This window comes from Rhizobium sp. 42MFCr.1, assembly GCF_000377185.1.
Taxonomy (GTDB): domain Bacteria; phylum Pseudomonadota; class Alphaproteobacteria; order Rhizobiales; family Rhizobiaceae; genus Rhizobium; species Rhizobium altiplani.
In genome coordinates, this window is record NZ_KB897820.1 from 258,287 (window position 1) to 278,078 (window position 19,792).

Annotated in this window: 17 protein-coding genes and 1 pseudogene; 7 read left to right on the forward strand and 11 right to left on the reverse strand. The window is 58.6% G+C overall.

The features are described 5' to 3' along the window. The first annotated feature begins 41 nt into the window (after positions 1-41). Complete coding sequence (locus tag C934_RS0105215; RefSeq protein ID WP_026371572.1) at positions 42-1,556, forward strand: aldehyde dehydrogenase family protein; 1,515 nt, start codon at positions 42-44, stop codon at positions 1,554-1,556. A gap of 26 nt (positions 1,557-1,582) precedes the next feature. Here the strand turns inward: C934_RS0105215 and C934_RS0105220 are convergent, their stop codons facing one another. From C934_RS0105220 to C934_RS0105240, 5 genes are all read right to left on the reverse strand, one after another. Then, on the reverse strand, positions 1,583-2,095 hold the full coding sequence (locus C934_RS0105220) for a GNAT family N-acetyltransferase (RefSeq protein WP_018855650.1): 513 nt from the start codon (positions 2,093-2,095) through the stop codon (positions 1,583-1,585). A gap of 19 nt (positions 2,096-2,114) precedes the next feature. After that, on the reverse strand, positions 2,115-2,993 hold the full coding sequence (locus tag C934_RS0105225; protein ID WP_026371573.1) for a carbohydrate ABC transporter permease: 879 nt from the start codon (positions 2,991-2,993) through the stop codon (positions 2,115-2,117). 2 nt (positions 2,994-2,995) lie between these two features. Further along, complete coding sequence (locus C934_RS0105230) at positions 2,996-3,886, reverse strand: carbohydrate ABC transporter permease (protein WP_018855652.1); 891 nt, start codon at positions 3,884-3,886, stop codon at positions 2,996-2,998. Then, positions 3,883-4,992, reverse strand: a complete 1,110-nt coding sequence (locus C934_RS0105235; protein ID WP_018855653.1) for an ABC transporter ATP-binding protein — start codon at positions 4,990-4,992, stop codon at positions 3,883-3,885. Before C934_RS0105235 ends, C934_RS0105230 begins: the two co-directional genes overlap by 4 nt. A 92-nt stretch (positions 4,993-5,084) precedes the next feature. After that, complete coding sequence (locus C934_RS0105240) at positions 5,085-6,341, reverse strand: ABC transporter substrate-binding protein (protein WP_018855654.1); 1,257 nt, start codon at positions 6,339-6,341, stop codon at positions 5,085-5,087. A 179-nt stretch (positions 6,342-6,520) separates the two neighbouring features. Here C934_RS0105240 and C934_RS0105245 point away from each other — a divergent pair, with 179 nt between their 5' ends. Further along, the gene (locus C934_RS0105245; protein ID WP_018855655.1) at positions 6,521-7,300 is read left to right on the forward strand and encodes a UTRA domain-containing protein; all 780 of its coding nucleotides are present in this window, start codon (positions 6,521-6,523) and stop codon (positions 7,298-7,300) included. Between the two features lie 471 nt (positions 7,301-7,771). After that, the gene (locus tag C934_RS35525) at positions 7,772-7,969 is read left to right on the forward strand and encodes a hypothetical protein (RefSeq protein ID WP_026371574.1); all 198 of its coding nucleotides are present in this window, start codon (positions 7,772-7,774) and stop codon (positions 7,967-7,969) included. A 538-nt stretch (positions 7,970-8,507) separates the two neighbouring features. On the opposite strand, the gene C934_RS0105260 is transcribed toward C934_RS35525, so the two are convergent. Both C934_RS0105260 and C934_RS0105265 read right to left on the reverse strand, forming a co-directional pair. After that, a complete protein-coding gene (locus C934_RS0105260) occupies positions 8,508-9,608 on the reverse strand; it encodes a nucleotidyltransferase family protein (RefSeq protein WP_018855658.1) in 1,101 nt (366 codons plus the stop codon). 184 nt (positions 9,609-9,792) lie between these two features. After that, a complete protein-coding gene (locus tag C934_RS0105265; RefSeq protein WP_018855659.1) occupies positions 9,793-10,878 on the reverse strand; it encodes a LacI family DNA-binding transcriptional regulator in 1,086 nt (361 codons plus the stop codon). A gap of 237 nt (positions 10,879-11,115) precedes the next feature. Here C934_RS0105265 and C934_RS0105270 point away from each other — a divergent pair, with 237 nt between their 5' ends. The 4 genes from C934_RS0105270 (at position 11,116) to C934_RS0105285 (ending at position 15,835) form a co-directional block, all read left to right on the forward strand. Next, positions 11,116-12,255: a sugar ABC transporter substrate-binding protein gene (locus C934_RS0105270; protein WP_018855660.1), complete on the forward strand. Its 1,140-nt coding sequence runs from the start codon at positions 11,116-11,118 to the stop codon at positions 12,253-12,255. 72 nt (positions 12,256-12,327) lie between these two features. Further along, a complete protein-coding gene (locus C934_RS0105275; protein WP_026371575.1) occupies positions 12,328-13,866 on the forward strand; it encodes a sugar ABC transporter ATP-binding protein in 1,539 nt (512 codons plus the stop codon). Then, a complete protein-coding gene (locus C934_RS0105280; RefSeq protein WP_018855662.1) occupies positions 13,863-14,858 on the forward strand; it encodes an ABC transporter permease in 996 nt (331 codons plus the stop codon). Before C934_RS0105275 ends, C934_RS0105280 begins: the two co-directional genes overlap by 4 nt. Further along, positions 14,855-15,835: an ABC transporter permease gene (locus C934_RS0105285; RefSeq protein ID WP_018855663.1), complete on the forward strand. Its 981-nt coding sequence runs from the start codon at positions 14,855-14,857 to the stop codon at positions 15,833-15,835. The genes C934_RS0105280 and C934_RS0105285 overlap by 4 nt, the downstream gene beginning before the upstream one ends. 91 nt (positions 15,836-15,926) lie before the next feature. On the opposite strand, the gene C934_RS0105290 is transcribed toward C934_RS0105285, so the two are convergent. The 4 genes and pseudogenes from C934_RS0105290 to C934_RS0105305 form a co-directional block, all read right to left on the reverse strand. Further along, a complete protein-coding gene (locus C934_RS0105290) occupies positions 15,927-16,424 on the reverse strand; it encodes an RES family NAD+ phosphorylase (RefSeq protein WP_026371576.1) in 498 nt (165 codons plus the stop codon). Positions 16,425-16,431: 7 nt separating this feature from the next. Continuing rightward, positions 16,432-16,782 (reverse strand): antitoxin Xre/MbcA/ParS toxin-binding domain-containing protein, encoded by a 351-nt coding sequence (locus C934_RS0105295; RefSeq protein ID WP_026371577.1) that lies wholly within the window; start codon positions 16,780-16,782, stop codon positions 16,432-16,434. A gap of 190 nt (positions 16,783-16,972) precedes the next feature. After that, positions 16,973-18,225: pseudogene (locus C934_RS31615) on the reverse strand (amidohydrolase family protein). After that, positions 18,222-19,745 carry a gamma-glutamyltransferase family protein gene (locus C934_RS0105305; protein WP_018855667.1) on the reverse strand — a complete coding sequence of 508 codons (1,524 nt, stop codon included), beginning with the start codon at positions 19,743-19,745 and terminating at the stop codon, positions 18,222-18,224. The pseudogene C934_RS31615 and the gene C934_RS0105305 overlap by 4 nt, the downstream one beginning before the upstream one ends. Positions 19,746-19,792: the final 47 nt, after the last annotated feature.

Sequence of the window (19,792 nt, forward strand, 5' to 3'; positions counted from 1 at the left end):
GGATGAAAAGGCCGACCGTGATGTCTGGTCGGGGAGAAATGATGCTGTCTAACTTTATCGTGCCTGATTCCAGTGATCCGCGGCTGGGATCCAGATATCGATACCGCATGCTCGTTGATGGCAAGTCTGTTGATGCTGCCACGGGCAAGACCATCGATCGGGTGAGCCCCGGCCATGCCGGTATCGTGGTCGCAACGTGGCCGGATGCGTCGGCGGACGACGTTCGCTTGGCAATCGCAGCAGCTCGGCGGGCGTTTGACACCGGTCCTTGGCCGCGCATGTCGGGCGCCGAGCGGTCGCGACTGATGTTCAAGGTGGCGGATCTCATTCTTGCCCACCAGGAAGAACTTGCGCTGATCGAGAGCCTCGAGGTCGGCAAGCCAATCGCCCAGGCTCGGGGCGAGATCGGATTTTGCGCGGATCTGTGGTCCTATGCAGCCGGCCAGGCCCGGGCGCTTGAGGGACAGTCGCACAACAATATTGGCGACGACCGGCTTGGCCTCGTCTTGCGCGAACCGGCAGGCGTCGTCGGCATCATCACGCCATGGAACTTCCCCTTCATCATTGCCTCGGAGCGCGTGCCATGGGCGATCGGCGCTGGGTGCACGGTCGTCCTGAAACCCTCTGAATTCACCTCCGGCACGTCGGTCCGCATGGCGGAACTTGCGCGCGAAGCTGGCATTCCGGACGGGGTCTTCAATGTTGTCACAGGCTTTGGCGATCCGGCTGGCCAGGTGCTCGCGGAGGATTCAGGCATCGACGTGGTGGCGTTCACTGGTTCCGTGCGCGTTGGCACGAAGCTCGGCGAAATCGCCGCGCGTAGCGTCAAGCGGGTGGGGCTGGAGCTTGGGGGCAAGGGGCCGCAGATTGTCTTTGCCGATGCGGATCTCGATGCGGCGGCCGACGGGATCGCTTACGGCGTCTATCACAATGCCGGCCAATGCTGCATTTCCGGGAGCCGGCTGCTGGTTCAGGAGGATATCCGGGATGCCTTGATGGATCGGTTGCTCGGCATTTCACGGAAGGTCACGTTCGGGGATCCGTTGAACGAGCGCACCAAGATCGGCGCGATGATTTCGGAGGCGCATGCACAAAAGGTGCATGCTTACGTCGAGGCAGGGATTGCCTCCGGCGCGGAACTTCTTCTTGGCGGCGAAAGGGTAGGCAAGGGGACTGGACTGTATTACCCGCCGACGGTCTTTGCAGGCGTCAAACCGGACATGTCGATCGCTCGTGAGGAGATTTTTGGGCCCGTGCTTTCCACACTGACCTTCAAGACAGCCGAAGAGGCGATCGTACTTGCCAACAGTACCGAATTCGGCCTGTCAGCGAGCGTCTGGTCAACCAACCTCGAAAACGCGCTGCAAAGTATCCGCCGCATTCGCGCTGGTCGCTGCTGGATCAACAGCGTTATCGACGGAACACCCGAGCTGCCGATCGGGGGCTATAAGAAGAGCGGACTGGGACGCGAGCTTGGCCGCTATGGCTTCGACGAATATTCGCAGTTCAAGGGAGTTCACGTAACCTTGGGGCGGCCCACACCCTGGCTTGCATGAGCCGCTCAAGGACTTTGGACGCGCATCTATGAAGGTTGGCCGTGCGATTGCGAGATTTCATCTGGCTCTGCCTCGGCCAACATGCCCCTGTATATTCCAGGGACGGATCCTTCGATCGGAACGGCGCCAACGCTTCTGCCGTAGAAGTCCATGGGTCCTGCGCCACCGATGACGCCGTAGGCATACCCTTGTGCATACATATCGAGTAACGTCGTCAAAAGCAGCGCATGGCCAACCCCCTGGCCACGGACTGCACTATCGACGCCAGTCGGGCCGAAGAAGCCCTTTGCCGTGGCGTCGTGGCAGGCAAAGCCGATCAGTGTTCCGTTCTGGATTGCGATGAAGCACGTCGGCGGCTGCCGCATTGCGGCCGTGGTCGCTTCGCAAGACCACCCGGCTCCAAAACGGGGCGTAATCCAATCGGTCAAAGCCTTCAGTTCAGGCGGCAAGACGCGACGGATCGTGACACCTAGCCGTTCCATTTTCGCATCGAGGGAGGTGTCCGGTTTGAGATCGTATAGCTTGACAAGCATATCCATGTGATTGGTCCCTTTATCGTCATCCCTTCAGGGCACCGGCCGTCAGCCCCGCAACGATGCGCCGCTGGAAGATGAGCACGACCGCGATCAGCGGCAACGTGACAGTCACCGAGGCAGCCATGATCTGTCCGAAGGGATATTCGTAACGGTTGGTGCCGGCGATCAATCCGATCGCGACCGGCACGGTGCGATTTTCGTCCGTCAGCGTGAAAGTCAAGGCAAAGAGGAATTCGTTCCATGCAAGAATGAAGGCGAGGATGCCGGTGCTTGCAAGTGACGGTCCCATCAGCGGCAGCAGTATCTTCAAGAGGATACGAAGGTGCGAACAACCATCAACGATCGCGGCCTCCTCCAACTCGCGCGGGAACTCGCGAATGAAGGTTGTGAGAATCCACGTCGTAAACGGCACCGTTGACAGAAGGTATGTCAGAATGAGCGCGCTTGGACGGTTGAAGAGCCCGAGCCAGTTGATGAGCTCAAACATGCCCGAAAGCACGACCACCTGCGGAAAGATCGAGATCATCAGGATAATCATCAAAACGGCCCGACGCTGCGGAAAGTCGATGCGTCCGAGCGCATAGGCCGCACTGATACCGATCACAAGGGACAGGCAGGTCGTCGCCACGGCGACATAGGCGGAGTTCAGGAGTGATCCGATGAACACCGGGTTGTTGATCAACTCCCGGTAATAGGTAAAGTCGAGCGCTGGCAGCAGGACCGAACGGTAGAGTGCTGCGCCCTGTTTCGTCGACGAAACAAAGGCCCAGTAATAGGGAAACAGCGTGTAGATCAGCACCAGCGATAGGGCAAGGATTTGCAGCACCCGCAACACCTGGCGCCGGCCCCTGTAATAGGCGCTCGACTTTCGGGCCGGGCGTACAAGAGAAAGGTCAGTCATGATCAATGCCCCGCTGCCCTGTCGAGGCGCAAGGCACCGATGATGATGATCGCGACGAGCGCAACCAGCAGGAAAACCCAGGTCGAAGCCGCGGAGCCGACACCGAGTTCCTGGAAGCTGATCAGACGGTCGCGTGCGTAGATCGACACTGTCATCACCTTTTCATTGCTGGCCGCCAGAACGTAGGAAAGGTCGAACATGCGCAGGGCATCGAGCGTGCGAAACAACACGGCAACTCCGATCGCGGGTCGCAGCATCGGGAGGGTGATCGACCAGAAGCGTTTCCAGGCCGGAATGCCGTCCACTTCGGCGGCTTCGAAGATTTCCTGGGAGATCATCTGCAGGCCCGCGAGAATGAGCAAAACCATGAAAGGGGTCGTCATCCATACGTCAATGAAAATGACCACCCCCATGATCAGCGAACCACTCGCAGTCCATGCCACACCGTGGTCGATGAACCCAAGGGCTTCCAGTAGCTTGTTGATGACACCGAACTGGTCGTTCAACATCCATTCCCAGATCTTGGTGGACACCACGACCGGAATGGCCCACGGGACAAGGATCGCAGCGCGCGCAAGACCCCGGCCTGGTATGGCCTCGTTGATAAGAAGAGCGATTGCCAATCCCAGCGCAGTTTCAATTGCCACCGAGATGACCGTGAAGGTCAGTGTGTTCCTGACGGCAAGCCACCAGCTGTGGTCATTGAAAACCTCGATGAGGTTGTCGATGCCGACCATGGAGTAGACGCTGGGATCGTCGAGAAAGGCGTCCGTAAAGGCGAAGAAGAATGTCCGTCCTAACGGCCATACGGCGACAAGCAGCATTGAGGCAATGACCGGCACGAGGAAGAGCCAGGCAGCAAGGTGATCGCGGCGGGCAAGGCGTGCACTCATGATAGAGCGCTCCTGACGCCGAATGGTTCGGCCGACGGCAAAAGTCGTGTGCCGTCGGCGGCGAAGAAAAACAGCGAATGATCGTCGAAAGTCAGTGCAGCCGGCTTGCCGATCGCGTCGGGGTTTGGTGCCGCGGGCAGGCGAACAACCCAGAGTGTGCCGCTCCCCACCCGGCAATAGGCGAAGTGTTCGTGTCCGAGGTCTTCGACCCGCTCGAGCATACAATCGAGACGCCCGGTTCCCGTTGGTACCAGGCGCAAAGCCTCCGGCCGAATGCCTATCTCGGCAACCGGAATTGCATCGCTTGGCGATTGCCCAATTGCCAGGCCGCCCGGGCCGACGATGTGCTCATCGTCATGCGCTGCCCGTGTCTCGACGGCAAGGAAGTTCATGCGCGGACTGCCGATAAAACCCGCAACAAACCGATTGCCAGGCTGACGATACAGCTCCGAAGGTGTGCCGATCTGTTCTATTCTGCCGTGATTGAGGACAACAATCCGGTCTGCCAGCGTCATGGCTTCTGATTGATCGTGCGTGACGTAGATCATCGTCGTCTTGAGATCATCATGAAGCTTGGCGATCTCCATGCGCATTTCCATTCTCAGGTCCGCATCCAGATTGGAAAGCGGCTCGTCGAACAGGAAAATCTCGGGTTGCCGCACCAATGCCCGTCCAATCGCCACGCGCTGGCGCTGACCTCCGGACAGCTCTCTCGGTCTCCGGCTCAAGAGATGGTCAACCTTGAGCATACGCGCGACCTGTTGCACCTTTTGAGCAATCGCATCGCGTCGGATCCCCATCGTCTCGAGTGCGAAACCAATGTTGCGCGCCACCGTCATATGTGGGTAGAGCGCATAGGATTGAAAAACAAAGGCAACACCGCGCTTCGAAGCGGGGACATCAGTGACATCGTCGCCACCAATCTTGACCGTTCCAGACGAGGCTGAGATCAGGCCCGCCACGATGCGCAGCAGCGTGGATTTTCCGCATCCGGAGGGGCCGACAAAGACAACGAATTCACCATCGTCGATCTTCAAGTCTACATCATGAATGACACTGTGTGTTCCGAAACTCTTCGAAACGGACTCCATCGAAACCGATGCCATCTTTCACCTTGGCTTGCGCATGGGGGCTCGACCGGCACAGAGCGCCGGCTGCAAAGGTTGCGGGAGCTGAGGCTCCCGCAACTTTCCTTCCATCAGCGGCTCTCTTTGAGCTTTTCCAGGCGCTTGGCCAGCGATGCATAGCTGTCCTTGGCATCGCCACTGCCCGACAGCACGTCATGGGTGGCGCGATAGAAGGCCTGAGAGACACGGTTGTAGCTGGTGCCGGTGTAGCCGGACGGACGGACCGCACTATCGGCGAAGGCTTGCTGGTTGTCTTTCAGGAATGGAATTTTTTCCAGCACCTCCGGATCGCTATAAAGCGACTGGATCGAAGGGTTGAGGGTCGCCTCCACGGCACGCATCTTCTGCATCTCCGGACCGGTGATGAAGTTCACAAAGTCGGCTGCGACCTCAGGTTTGGCGCTGTATTTCGAGACGCCATAATACATGGGACCCAGGCAGCCGCTGGACTTCTGGCCTTCCTTGCCAACCGGAAGCGGCATGACGCCAACCTTGTCGATGATCGAGCTGCCTTCCTTGTGCGATGTACCCCAGACATAGGGCCAATTGCGATGGAATACCGCGTCGCCGGATTCAAAAACTGCCCGTGACGCTTCTTCATCGTAGTTCAGAACGCCTTCCGGGCTGATCGAACCGATCCAGCCTCTGGCCTTCTCGATCGCTTCGGCGGCTTGCGGCGTGTTGATCGTAACCTTGCCGTCGTCGGATATGATCGTGCCGCCGCCATTTGATGCAATGAGTTCGATCGCATCGCAGGTCAGGCCCTCATAACTCTTTGCCTGCCAGGCGTAGCCCCACATCTTGGCATTGCCGGCGGCGCGCTCCTTGTCCTGGATTTCCTTTGCGGTCGCAGCAAGCTCATCCCAGGTCTTTGGAGGCTGCTTGCCATACTTTTCCAAGAGATCCTTGCGGTAGAACATCAGGCCGACGTCCATGTAGGCAGGCATCGCGACCAGGTTGCCGTCCAGCTTGGCAGCGTTGAGCGTAGAAGTGAAATGCTTGTCCTGATCGGCCGCAGGAATCATGGTTTTCAAATCAAGCAGGTTGGCCTTGAACATCCCGAGCCAGATGACGTCGAGAAACAAGACGTCGATATCCTTGGATTTTGCCGCCAGCAATTGCTGATAGAGCGGGATCGCGTCGTCGAGGAGAGCCGGCATCTTGTTAATTTTTGCTTCGTTGCCTGTCTTTGTCTTCCAGGCGTCGGCAACCTTGGTGCAAAGTTCGAATTCGGTTGGTGCGCAGAATACGGAGATGCTTTCCGCATGCGCGGCACTGGCCCATAGGCCGGCATAGACTGCAACTGCAGTAAGGCATTTCTTCAACATGAGCTGTTCCTGTCTTTATCACACTTGAGCGGTGCGGAACTCTCTGGTTCCTGAGCCTAGTAGGACTGGTTATGACCAGTCATGTCAACTGGACTCTTGTGTCCCTTGTGGGCAAAGATGCAAAAGCAAATACCAGCACCGACTAAGAGAGCGAACGCAACGTGAAAACCCGTGAACCGGTGGCAGCGACAAAGAGGCATGCGGCAATCGATCGGGCCGACCCTCGTCCGCTTCATCAGCAGGTCTACGAAGACTTGCTGGCTACGATCCGGGAAGGGAAGGTGCCATTGCGCGGCAAGCTTCCCTCCGAACGTGAACTCGTTTCACTTTACGATGTTAGTCGCATCACGGTGCGCCATGCGGTGCGAGAACTGATCCGCCAGGGCGTTGTTCAAAGTCAGCCGGGCAAGGGCTTGTATGTTGCGGAAAATGGAGGAGGATTTGAACTCGAGGTCCTCAGGAGCTTTACGAGCACCGCCCTGGCAAGTGGTCGCGTGCCCGGACATCGCCTTCTTGCGATGGAGGTCGTAAAGGCGTCTCTTGACATCACCCGGCCGCTGCTCTTGCCTCCCGGATCGGATGTGATCGTGCTGGCGCGCCTGCGGCTACTTGACGGCGTGCCGGTCGTCCTCCAGACCGACTGGATAGCGGCCTCCCGCGCGCCGGGATTGACCGGCATGGACTGGACGGTCGCAAATCGCTCGCTCTATGCCGAGCTGCGCGAAGTCTACGGCATCCAGCCACGGCGGGGGCAAACGACACTCAGTGCGCGACTTGCGGATCCAGCCGAAGCTGCGATGCTCGAACTCCCGTCACCTTCGGCCGTGCTCACTGTCGATCAAATCGCCTTTGACGAGCGGGACCGGCCAATCAACATGACGGCGCTTGTCCATCACCCCGGCCGATATCCGCTCACACTGCTACAGTCAGCCACGGGTGACTTTCGTCAATACTGGTAGATGCGTCTGCATTTTAGCTCAGCACAAGTTGCCGGCGATCCGCAAGACTGCGGGAGCCTTCGGGAGCTCAATCCGCGTCGCGCCCTCAGGAAGCACGGCCGCTCCGACAATATTGCCACCGCACTTGGACGCACGTACGTCATTTTCTGCTTCGCAGTTGCGGCAATTGTCATATAATTCAACCCGCTAAAAATTACACTATTTCAGTTGCTTATCTGACTTTTCTCGAATAGGTTTTGTCCTGGGAGAGGTGCCCAATATCAAAATTTGGTACTTGCACTCAGTGTTGGTTGACGACGCTTGAGGAGGATAAGACATTGCGTCCGAGCGTTTCTTTATTCGCAATTGTGCAGCGGGTGCGCCATCGCGTTACAACCCGATATCGAGCCGCACCATCGGTCTGACCCGTCGTAAATCCATCACCGAAAATTGCTTATGGTCCGCACGATGGTGTGTGCCTCGGGGTTTGTCATGCAGAAACAGGCTGTCGTTTTCAATGGTCAGGAAGTCGGGATCGCTGTTCCAGTAGAAACTCGTCTGAAGTTCATCGCTGTCCGGTTCAGCGTCATTGATCTGGACAACATGATCTTCGATACAATTAGCGAAATCCGGCGCGCGATTGTTGCGCATCTTGCGAACGACGGACGACAGACCATCACGTCGCAATGATGCGCCCCGGCGCGCCTTGGCGGTCGTCACTCGAACTGGCCGGAGCCTGGAGATGCTCGCACAGGTTCTGGCCGAGCAGCTCGTGTAATTCTGAGGGGAGGTAAGGAATGCTAGTCTCGAGTATCCTCGAAGCCGATTTGGCCGTGCTCTCACTGTCCGTTCAATCCTGGTACCGACATTACAGGGCCAAACCAGATGACAGAACGTCGGAAGTAATCTGCAGCGCGGCAGTCGACCTCTTCAATCGCGGTCATCGCACTCAGGAGGAACTGACCCGGATATTGATTGCTCGGTTTCCCGGAGCGCCTGTCACATATGTCAATGCGCCCACGGCTGGTGCTCTTCATTAACTCAAGGTTGAGCATCGCCTCGCTCTTCCTGCGTGGCGATGTCCCCTCACACCTGGGGAGCTCGACGTTATAGTCCCAGCCAACCTTATAACGATCCGACTTTATAACGGGCTGGCATATTGCGATGTAGAGCGCCTCGGTCAGATGCCGCTCGTTCTTCGCGTCGGCACATCTTTCAGGCCAATTCCTCAATATTTGCCCCGTGCCTCAATGGATGATCTTGTCAGCAGGGTTTCGACCACATCGGGGCTAAGAGCCTTTTCGAGGGCTTTCACCCCATTCTTAGGCAGTCTTGATAGACCGTTGATGATGCCCTCTTTCCAAGCATCTCCTCGCTCCCAAGCCTCCCCCCAAGCATCGGCCAACTCGTCGCCATGTCGCGTTTCCACAAGGGCTTCAAACAGCAAGGCGGCCTGCGACAGGTCCTTGTCCGCTTTCACGCGTCCTAGCGTGTCCGTGAGCCTTCGAGAGGATACGATCAGTTTGTGGACGGCATATCGCTCGGGAGCCGGGACGAGCACGTTCACACCTTCGCGGTAGAGGAGTACTGTGCGGACAGGTTCGTAGATCAGGTAGTCAAGGAACCGCAGACTTTCCGCCGACGCACCGCCAAGGGCGGGCATTGGCGAGGGTTTGCCCGTGTATTCGTCTGATCCCCGATTTCCGGTGAGGAACTCCACCCGGTAGCCCTTACCGTTCACGAAGGCGACAACCTTGGCTGTGTCAGCCTGGTGCGGCACCGGTCGGAATTCGGGATCGACCAACTGGAGGATATCGAGGATCGGCGGCAGGCTGTCCTGGACCTCTGCCGAGATCGCGAAGTCCTGGGCGAAATCCGCGTCGCCTGTTTGCATGGACGCAGCGGGCAGCCGAACGCCCAGCATCCCTGCGTAGGTACCGAATGCTACCGATCCGACCAGGACGGCCCGCAGCCGGAACAATCCGGCGTCGGCCAGGGCCTTCGTGACGTCGCCCGCAAATGGGTCTGGACCGGGGAGACCAGCACGTCGCAGCGTGCTGACCATTCGCCTCCGCTCCCGAATATTGTCCTTGATCTCCTTGTGGGCTCGCACACGCCCGGTGATCGCTTCGTCGCTTGCGGGGCCGACGTAGCTTCGCTTGTCTTTGCCCTCATGCGTGGGGAGATCGAAATACCAGTAGTCACGGTTCTTTACGGTTACAGTTACAAACCATCCCTCCAATGGGAAATCCGCCGCAAATTGCGCGTCGAGCGTTCGCTGAATAAGCTCAGCGAACATGGTTCGATAGCTGATGTCGATCTCTTTCATCGTTGACGTTCCGTATCCCGTGCCGCGGCCTCTCGTTGGCAAGTCCGCTTGGATTGCCGTTATACGTTTCTGCCAAAACCTTATAGTTCCATGAGCTGCTGTCAATGTTATAAGTTTCTGCCAAAACCTTATAACGGGCTGACTGCTGCAAAACCGGAGACGGTGTTAAAGATGTTGTATCGACTCATTCGTCGGGCTGCTCGCCCTCGTTTGTCGGCCTGATCGCGCCGGCACTCGAATTGCTCGTCCGGTTCGCGAAGACAAGTTCGCTAGAAGTGCTTTCGCGCACGACAAGCGCGAATCCCATGTCGATTTGTTCGGGTCCGGATTTTGTTGCTGCATCGAGCGCCAGGAGAACCTTCTCGGCAGCAAGCCTGCCGGTTTCGTAACGGCGGGTGGCGATCGAGGAAAGGGACGGTGCCGCGCAGGCTGAGAATTCGAGGTCGTGAAAACCGATAATCGAAATATCATCCGGCACGCGGATGCGTCGCTTCCTGCACTCCTGCATTGCACCAAGAGCCAGGTTGTCGTCCGTACAAAATATCGCCTCGGGCAGATCGCCGCGGTCATCCATCTCGCCAAAGAGCTCGGATCCGAGCGCCACCGAACTGTGGCGCGGTCTATGAGCAATCATTTCCAGACTTTTCAGGCCTACTTCCCGCATCGCATTGTGATACCCGTCAAAGCGTGACTGGGCGCGATGGTCGAGATTGCCTGTCAGGAACGCAATCCGTCGGAAGCCGCGATCAATGAGATGGCGGGTCGCAATGTGGCCCGCATCCTCCTGTGACATGCCGATGTTGAGATCTATTGGATCGTCGGACAATTCGAAAGTTTGCACAACCGGAAGTCGCGCCTGAACCAAAAGCTGGCGCGACAGTGCGGTATGGTGAATACCTGCAATGATAATCGCTTCCGCCCGCTGACCAAGGAGCGCCTTGATCGCATTCTCTTCCTCCACTTCCGAGTATCTGCTGTTGACCACGACGACCTGGAAACCTGCAGCGACTAAAACTTCGTGCAGCGCAAACAGGTATTCCGCAAAGATGACATTATAGAGCGTCGGCACGATCACGCCGATCGTGTGGGTGCGCGACGAGGCAAGTCTGCTTGCCGCCACATTCGGCACATAGCCCAACTTTTCGACGGCCTCGATAACGCGCAGCCGCAAGGTTTCCGAGACCGTGGCCGGCTTCCGGAGCACGCGCGAAACCGTGATCGGGCTGACACCCGCCAGGCTCGCAACATCGTCGAGAGTTATTCGGCGCATTAAAGCATTGTCCAAATACAAAACGTCAGAGAGCAGCGAGAAATAAGCAGAACAAAGTGATACTCCACAAATGACAGCGCTATCAAATAGAATTTGACAGCGCTGTCACGTATGTTAACGTTTCGATCGTTCCGCAAAGGGCAGGGTGGAGCCGTTTCGGACCTAGCGTACCAATGACAATACTGGAGGTTGAGAATATTGGAGGGCGGCTGCGTCCGCCTCTGGAGGAGGACATCCATGCTTAAAAACGTGAAAGCGAATTCTGCGCGCGTTGCGGCGGTTTCCGCACCGATCCTTGCGCTGTTGTGCGGCGCTGCATATGCAGAACCGAAAGTTGTGAATGGACCAGCAGCCGATCCAGGCTGCATGACGCCCTGGGCTTCCGATACTCAGTTTCTGCAGTATCCGAAAAAGGAAGGTCCTTACCGCATCGCGCTCGCCAACGGCTACATTGCCAACACATGGCGCATCCAGATGGTCCAGACCGCAAAGGCCTATGCGGCGCAACCTGACGTCAAGGCGAAGTTGAAGGAGTTCAAGGTTGTCTCAACCGGAGAGGACGTGCCGGCACAGATTTCGGCGATCAACAACTTCATCGACGCCGGCTATGATGCGATCGTCGTCAATGCTCAAAACCCGACAGCCTTTGGCCCCGTGATCAAGAGAGCCAAGGAAGCTGGCGTCGTGCTCGTCGCATTCGACAACACACTGGACACGAAAGACGCGATCAACGTCAACGTCGATCAGAAGGGCCTTGGTGTCACCTGGGCCGAGTGGCTTGTCAAACACCTGCCGAACGGTGGCAAGATTTTGGAAGTCAGGGGTGTCGCTGGCACGTCCGTTGATACCGACCGCCATAACGGCATCAAGGAAACACTGGCAGCCTCCGGCAAGAAGTTCGACGTGACCGAAGTCGTCGGCAAATGGGATGACGGCGTTGCACAGAAGGCGACAGCAGATGCTATAGCGACGAATGGACCGTTTGACGGGATTACCGCCCAGGGTGGCGACACCGGTGTCGTTCAGGCCATGATCGACGCGAAGCACCCCTTCGTTCCGTTCGGCGGCGAGACCGAAAATGGCTTCCGAAAACTTTGCGCCGCACATGCGGGCGAGGGGCTAGTTTGCTCGTCAGCCGGGACAGGGCCAGCTCAGGTGGCTGTCGCCATAAAGACTGCCATCGCAGCTCTTGAGGGCCAGGTCGTCCCGCAAGCCGTCAAGTTGCCGACGGCACTCGTGTCGCATCCCGACTTGAAGAAGGATCAGGACTATTACCCTGACCAGTCCGACAACTTTTTCGTCGGCAACTCCTTCCCGACTTGCGGCATCAATTTCACGGCGCAAGAAATCATGGGGCAGACCAAGGAAAACCAATAGCAGCAAGTGCTCATGGGATCGACTGCGGGCATGCGTGCTCGCAGTCACAGGCGAAATGCACCCGATGGGAGGGTGATCTTGTCAGAACCACTGTTGCGCATGGAAGGCATTTCGAAACGCTACGGCGGCGTCATAGCCCTCAACGAAGCCGATATTGCAATTCGACCCGGCGCGATCCATGCAGTCCTCGGCGAGAACGGTGCAGGAAAATCGACGCTGATCAAAATCATGGCCGGGGTGACGGCACCCGACGACGGCCGGATGCTGCTGGATGGCAAGGCGGTATCTTTCTCGTCGCCTGCGATGGCGAATGCGGCCGGGATCGTTTCGGTCTTTCAAGAGCTGTCGCTCATTCCCGACCTTTCGGTCGCCGACAACATCGTCATCAGCAATCCGCCCAGGCGTTTCGGGATGATCGACCGCGGCGCCCAGCGACGGATCGCCGAGGAGGCGCTTTCGCGCGCCGGCGCCTTCGACATCCATCCGTCATCGCTGGTCAAGGACCTTCCGCTTTCCCGTCGGCAAATGGTCGAGATTGCCAAGGCTCTCGCGCGCAGCCCTCGCCTGATGATCCTGGATGAGGCGACCTCTGCCTTGAGCAAGTCAGATGTCGACAAGGTCTTCAGTGTCCTGAAGCGACTGCGATCGGAGGGATTGGCGCTCGTCTATATTTCGCATCGCATGCATGAAATTGCAGAACTCGCCGACGACTGCACCGTGTTCCGGAACGGGCGTAGCATCGAATCCTACAAAGCCGGGACAAAGACCGATCAGCAGGTTGTTGAGCTGATGATCGGTCGGGAATACAAAAGTGTGTTTCCAGCCAAGCCGGGCGTCAAGATTTCGAGGCCGCCCGTCCTTTCCTGCTCTGGCTTGTGTTGGGGGGATCGTCTGACTGACATTACATTCGATGCGCGCCCGGGTGAAATTGTGGGCGTGGGCGGCCTGGACGGGCAGGGTCAACGCGAGCTCCTGCTGGCGCTTTTCGGCGTGCTTCGCGACGTCAGGGGCGATGTGCGGATCGATGGTCGCAGTGTGCGATTGACCAGTCCCAAGGAGGCGAAGTCGCAGGCAACCTCCATTGCTCTCATCCCGGAAGATCGAAAGACCGAGGGGTTGATGCTGCCCATGACGGTGCGGGAGAATCTTTCGATCGCGGCCCTTGGCAGCGTTTCGCGCAAAGGTGTCATCGATCGCGGCGCGGAGGCCGCTTGCGTTGGCGAACTCTTGAAGCTCCTTGCCATCAAAGCGGCGAACATCGACATGCCGGTCAGCAATCTGTCCGGTGGAAACCAGCAGAAGGTTGTCATTGCCAAATGGCTGATGAACCGGCCCCGGATCATACTGTTGAACGATCCCACACGCGGCATCGACGTCGGGACCAAACAGGAGATTTACCAGCTGCTGCGAAAGCTTGCGGACGGTGGCGCGGCAATTATCTTCTATTCCACCGACTACGACGAACTGATTGGTTGCTGTGATCGAGTCCTTGTGATGTACGACGGCACGATCGCCAGCATGCTTGAAGGTGACAATATCAACGAACGCGCGTTGATTGGCAGTGCGTTGAACATCGCTGCCAAACAGGTGGAGCGGGGGCAAACACTGTGAACACGGGAAAGGTCGGTGAATGGCGATTCCGGTACGAGCTTCATAAAGGAACGCTTCTTGCCGCGGCCCTCTTTGTGGTGATGTTCGTCATCTATGTTTCCAACCATCCAGCGGGCTTCACACCAAACGTTGTGCAGACAGCGTCCAACAAGGCAACGCTCCTCGCCTTCGTCGCGATGGCGCAATGTCTCGTGGTGATCACGGCGGGCATAGACCTTTCGGCCGGGATGGTTCTGGTTCTGTGCAACTGTCTCGCATCCTGGCTTGTCGTCGGCACACCGCTGCAGACGGGCTTCGGCATCGTCGCCGTGCTGGCGGCGGGTCTGGCCTGCGGCACCTTGAACGGTCTGATCATCATCTTCGGCAGACTGCAGCCGATCGTCACGACCATCGCCACCAGTGCTATCTTTTTCGGGCTTGCGCTACTTTTGCGCCCGACGCCGGGCGGCTCTGTTAACGAGACACTTGCTGACGTCTTTACCTCCAAGATGTTCGGGGTGTTGCCCACTAGCCTGATCGTTCTCGCTGCCACGATACTGTTGGTCTGGGTCCCGTTCAGCAGGTCGGTTTATGGGCGCGCAGCCTACGCCGCCGGGTCTTCGGAGTATGCTGCCTATATGTCCGGCATGCCGCTCAAGCGGGCCAAGCTTCTGGCCTATGCCCTTGCGGGGCTCTTGTCGGCCATGGGCGGACTATATCTCACCTTCTTTTCCTATACAGGAGAGGCGGCCTTTGCGAGCGGCAATGCTTACACGCTCTACTCGATTGCTGCAGTTGTCCTTGGAGGCGTGTCTCTGGCGGGGGGCAAGGGCAGCGCCGTCGGCGCCGTGTTCGGGGCGCTTGCCTTCCGCACGATCGGCGATCTTCTTTTCGTTTTTGATCTCGACCCACTCTGGCAGCCTCTGTTCCAGGGCATCGTGTTGATGCTGGCGATCGGCATTGGCTCGATCGGGCTGGCCCGTGTACGCAATCGACTGGAATGGTTCCAATGAGCGAAGATGCTTTCGGCACGCGGCATTCAATCGTTCCTCGTCGGCTGCGGGGAAGAGATCCCGCGGTGGCAATCGCCTTCGGTTGCATCCTGCTCCTGCTGCTTGGCGGATCGATCTATTCTTCGAATTTTCTCTCGCCCGATTATCTCCTGCAACAGCTGAAGGTGGCCTCCTTCCTCGGCGTGATCGCGACGGGGATGATGATGGTAATCCTGCTTGGGCAGATTGATCTGTCCGTTCCGTGGACAGTGACCGCTGGCGCGATGATGGCCTGTGCCGCGACGGCTTATGGCGCAGGCGGATCACTCCTGGCAATTCCATTCGGAATTGCATGCGGGGCAGCGATTGGTCTGGTCAACGGACTTGCCGTCGCCTACCTGCGCATTCCCTCTATGATCATCACGCTTGCGACCAACGCCGTCGTACAGGGACTGATGGTCGTCTACACGGGCGGGTTCTCGCCGCAGGATTCGGCCTCTCGGGCGATGCGATTTCTCGCGACCGGATACACCATCCCCTCTGTCCCCAACGGCGTTCTTGTCTGGCTTGCCGTTGGCATACTGGCGGTTTTCCTGTTGACCAGAACGACCTTCGGTCGATCGCTCTATGCAATCGGAAACCGCGAACGGGCGGCCTATATGTCGGGCATCGACACCCGGCGTATTACCATGATCGCCTTTGTCATCTCGGGTTCGCTCAGCGCACTTGGTGGAGTCTTGCTGGCCGGTTATGCGTCAAAAGCCTCACAATCGATGGGCGACGCCTATCTTCTGCCGTCAATTGCGGCCGTGGTCCTTGGTGGAACCCATGTACTTGGTGGAAAAGGGACCTACCTTGGTACGGTGGCAGGCGTGATCCTTATTACCCTACTGCAGTCGATCCTTTCGGTAATGCAAATTGAAGAGGCGGGGCGCCAGCTGATCTACGGCGTAGTGATCGTGAGCATGCTTTTGCTCTATGGCCGGCAGAAGACCTGAAGCCGGTTGGCGGCGGATCCGCTATTGAGCCCGATCGAACGTTGCGACGTTCAAGTCATACACCAATGCGATTGCGATCAGCTTGCCCTAGCTAAGGCGACAGACGATGTTCGTCGTCGATGAGCGTCACCCGACTGGGTAACGCGGCGCTCCATCGCCAGAGGACAAGATTGAGATCATTGTCAGATGCCCCCTGCGCAAAACTCCTTACCAGCAATCCTTGATAACCCGCCTGGCCGAGTGCGCAGGCGAACGCCTGCGTCAATGCCTCCCCGTGCTTCCTCATTTGATCGCGCCATGCCGGATCAGCAAGCCTGCTGGCGTCCATGCCTTCGCTTCGCAGAGCAACCTCGTCCCGGCAGTCGAAAACACGCTCAATGTCGGCGTCGTAAGATACCAGCGTGGTCGGCTGCAAGCTGCCGACCTGATTGGCCTCGCGTAGCGCGGCAATTACCGAAAGTGACGTATAGAGCGCCGGGGTGCCCTTTCGGTTGAACCGTCCGCCATAGAGTTCCGCTCCACGCCCGGACAAAGCGTCTTGCGCGTAGATCGGGTTCAGCGCGCGATAAAGGGTGCCCTTAAAGTGCATCGGCAAGTCAGGCGTGAACGCCCGCATCGACTGCATCGATGTAGTCAAGGACGTCGTTCGCGCGTCCATCACGCACCAGTTGCATTGCCGTCAAACCGGAAAATCCCGATAAAGGCTCCGAGCGATACCAGGCATAAGCCATCAGAGCCGAACCGAACCGGGGCTCGACCTTGTTGATGATTTCTGTGACCTCGCGTAGTCGCCGCTGCGTCTTGTCGGAACGAATGCGATCCTTACGCTGGATGGCATCCTTGCCAAGTCCAGCGGTCAGCGCGATTTCCTCGCTGGTCGTGCGCAATGCTTGCGCGATCTTGCGGGGCGAGAACAGGCCGCCGTCTGCATACCGAGCAAGACCCATGATATCCAAAACTCCCATACATGCCATTGATACTGACGTTATATAGCGTCAATTCCACTGTGATTCAATGGCTGGCACATTGGCGCCGGAACGGCGTCCCCTTGAACCCTCCCTCTGATTTGTTTGCAGGCCAGCAGGCTCAGAGCCACACAGGCACAAGACGGTTACACGGTCGGCATTGGTACCGCGTTCACACAAGTGAACGTCTGCGGATCCGAGCTCGACCATTGTTGAAACTCATGTGGCCATTCTTCCAGCCGGCGAGGACACGGCCGACCTCGCGCACGGCCGCCATCGGGCCGACCGCATCGACAAGCACGATGGTCGCGTCACCGCCGACCCAAAGGCCGTGCGGAACGCCGAGCTGCCTCGCTGCCGATTGTCCTACCATCTCAAAAACCGAGTGCACGTCGTCATCCCGCGAAAGCTGTGCGATATTGGCATAGAGATTTGCCATCCGGATCAGCGAGGCGTCGCCATAGGGAGTGAAGGGATTCATGACGTTGTTGGTGGCGATTGAGGTGACGACGCCGCGTCGCGCGATGACATGCGCCGGTGCGACGCCCCGCGGCACCAGTCGGTCGTGCCCGCGGCCAGTGAGGAAGAGATCTGTCGCCGGAAGAACGGTGAGCGCGATGCCCGCTGCAGCAAGTTTGTCGGCGATATGAATGACATCGGCCAGCGGCATGGCCGAAAGATTGGTGACGTGGCCGATTGCGACCCGTTCTTGCCAGCCATGGCGCTCTGTGGCCGCGATAACCGCCGGCAAATCGCTCTGGCCGGGATCCAGATGGAAATCGAGATGAAAATCCACTGCGACGCCGTGCCTGACAGCGAGGGAGAAGATCAGATCCACATGCCTGACTGGATCGGGATCAGTGTAGGGGCAGCCACCGAGGAGATTAGCCCCTTCTGAGAGCGCCCGGTCGAGCATGTCCAGCATCTGAGGCTCGTTCGTGAGACCGTCCTGCGCGAACGCGCAGATTTCAATATCAATCGCAAAAGCGTATTCCGCCTTGACGCGCTTGATTGCCTCGAAGGAGCGAAAGCCTGCGCGCGGATCGATCTCGACGAAGGTTCGCATCCGCACAGTGCCGTGCGAGATCGCCTTTTCGACGACCTGGGCGGCGCGATCATAGACGTCCGCCTCGGTGAAGTCTGCCTTGGCGCTGGAGGTCTGTCGCACGGCTTCAGCAAGTGTCCCCTCGCAGATCGAGCAACGATCGAGGATGCAGGCCTTGTCCAGATGGACATGCGTGTCGACGAAACCACCAAACGCAAAAGCGCCATCGCCATCGAAGTCCTCGACGGCCTCGCAACGAAACCCGGGCTCGATCGCCACGATCCGGTTGCCACGGCAGCGATATCGACGAGTCCACCATGCTCCTTCACCCGGACATTGCGGATAAGCAGGTCGAGCGGAATGTCGCTTGCAGTGCTCATAGGCCGATTGCCCCGCCGTCACTGCGAGGGTCGTGAGCTGCTTCCAACATGCCGTCACCACTGATGCGGATGATACCTGCCTGACCGCCGAGCGGACTGAGCGGAGCGATGGTCGTGACCTCATGGCCCATCAAGGCAAGCGCCGCGATCACGTCACTGCCAATATTCTCCTCGATCCTCAGGTTGTCGCGGCTATCGGAAAAGGTACGGCCGAGCAGGAAGCGTGGCCTGGAAAGGGCCGCCAGGGGATCGAGGCCATGGTCGATGAGGAGGCTCAACAGCAGTGCCAGCGTCTGCGGCTGACCGTCGGCACCTTGCGTGCCATAGACCAGATGCGGGCGACCACCCTTCAGTGCCAGGCCGGGATTGAGGGTGTAGAATGGACGCTTTCCAGGCCCGTAGCGGTTCGGGCTTGTGGGATCAATGCTGAAGGCGGCGCCGCGGTTCTGCCAGAGAATGCCTGTATCGCCGGCAAGGACGCCGCTGCCCCAATCGAAATAGATACTTTGAAGCATGGAGGCTGCCCGCCCGCTGGAATCGACTGCGGCCAGGAAGGACGTGTCGCCCTGCCGATAGGGACGCGCCCAGGCGGCAGCACGGGTGGGGTCAATTGCGGCGGCCTTGCCGGCAAGTCGATCGGGATTAAGGAGTGCCCCGGAGACATCATCAACGAATGCCGGATCGGCAATCAGATGCCGGTCGAGAAATGCCTGTTTCACCGCCTCTACCAGCAGGTGATAATAGGATGCACTGTCAACCGCCTTGTCTGCCGGTAACAGATGAGCGAGCACGCCCATGATAGCGAGTGTGGTCACGCCCTGGGTCGGGGGTGGCGGCGCCAAAAGCACTGTCTCACCATAAGGTAGTCGCACGGGCTCAACGACCTGGGTGTTTGTCGCTGCAAGATCGGCAGCAGTAAGTGGCGAGCCGGCCGCGGCAAGACCGCGTGCGATGCGGCCGGCCAGCGCCCCCTCATAGAATTCGCGGGCGCCGTTGCTGGCGATCGCTTCGAGGCTCCTCGCCAGGGCCGGCTGGCACTGGATGCCGTCCCGCCTGAAAAGGTTGCGAAAGCCCGGCCACGCGTCGGATTCGGCGGCGCGAAAATCGAACCAGAATGCCTGCGACGCGCTCACGGCATAACCGTTTCCGGCCAGGGCGATCGCATCGTCCAGCAATCCCGACAGGCTCTCGCTGCCACCCCAAGCGGTTGCGGAATAGCTGAGCACCTTGTCCCAGCTGTCGACCAGGCCGGCGGTGGTCAAGGTCGAGGCAGCGCCGCGCAATGGGATCGTGTTGCGGGGGACGGCAACATCTGCCGCCTGGCCTATACCGAGGAACGTCCGTGCATCGCCAGCCTCGTCGGAGACCATCCAGACGGCGTCTCCGCCGAGACCACAGAAATGCGGGTAGACGACCGAAAGTGCTGCTCCAGCCGCGACCAGCGCCTCGATCGCATTCCCGCCGCGCGAAAGCACCCGGACACCGGCTTCGCTCGCCAGCCAATGCGGTGTTGTAACCATGCCATCACGCGATCGCGCGCCGCCCGTTTTGGTCTGCCTGCTTGAAA

What these genes read in the sequence shown, in the direction of transcription:
- C934_RS0105215 (WP_026371572.1), top strand. Translation starts at nt 42, where the DNA reads ATGCTGTCTAACTTTATCGTGCCTGATTCCAGTGATCCGCGGCTGGGA.
- C934_RS0105220 (WP_018855650.1), bottom strand. Translation starts at nt 2,095, where the DNA reads ATGGATATGCTTGTCAAGCTATACGATCTCAAACCGGACACCTCCCTC.
- C934_RS0105225 (WP_026371573.1), bottom strand. Translation starts at nt 2,993, where the DNA reads ATGACTGACCTTTCTCTTGTACGCCCGGCCCGAAAGTCGAGCGCCTAT.
- C934_RS0105230 (WP_018855652.1), bottom strand. Translation starts at nt 3,886, where the DNA reads ATGAGTGCACGCCTTGCCCGCCGCGATCACCTTGCTGCCTGGCTCTTC.
- C934_RS0105235 (WP_018855653.1), bottom strand. Translation starts at nt 4,992, where the DNA reads ATGGCATCGGTTTCGATGGAGTCCGTTTCGAAGAGTTTCGGAACACAC.
- C934_RS0105240 (WP_018855654.1), bottom strand. Translation starts at nt 6,341, where the DNA reads ATGTTGAAGAAATGCCTTACTGCAGTTGCAGTCTATGCCGGCCTATGG.
- C934_RS35525 (WP_026371574.1), top strand. Translation starts at nt 7,772, where the DNA reads ATGCAGAAACAGGCTGTCGTTTTCAATGGTCAGGAAGTCGGGATCGCT.
- C934_RS0105260 (WP_018855658.1), bottom strand. Translation starts at nt 9,608, where the DNA reads ATGAAAGAGATCGACATCAGCTATCGAACCATGTTCGCTGAGCTTATT.
- C934_RS0105265 (WP_018855659.1), bottom strand. Translation starts at nt 10,878, where the DNA reads ATGCGCCGAATAACTCTCGACGATGTTGCGAGCCTGGCGGGTGTCAGC.
- C934_RS0105270 (WP_018855660.1), top strand. Translation starts at nt 11,116, where the DNA reads ATGCTTAAAAACGTGAAAGCGAATTCTGCGCGCGTTGCGGCGGTTTCC.
- C934_RS0105285 (WP_018855663.1), top strand. Translation starts at nt 14,855, where the DNA reads ATGAGCGAAGATGCTTTCGGCACGCGGCATTCAATCGTTCCTCGTCGG.
- C934_RS0105290 (WP_026371576.1), bottom strand. Translation starts at nt 16,424, where the DNA reads ATGCACTTTAAGGGCACCCTTTATCGCGCGCTGAACCCGATCTACGCG.
- C934_RS0105295 (WP_026371577.1), bottom strand. Translation starts at nt 16,782, where the DNA reads ATGGGTCTTGCTCGGTATGCAGACGGCGGCCTGTTCTCGCCCCGCAAG.
- C934_RS0105305 (WP_018855667.1), bottom strand. Translation starts at nt 19,745, where the DNA reads ATGGTTACAACACCGCATTGGCTGGCGAGCGAAGCCGGTGTCCGGGTG.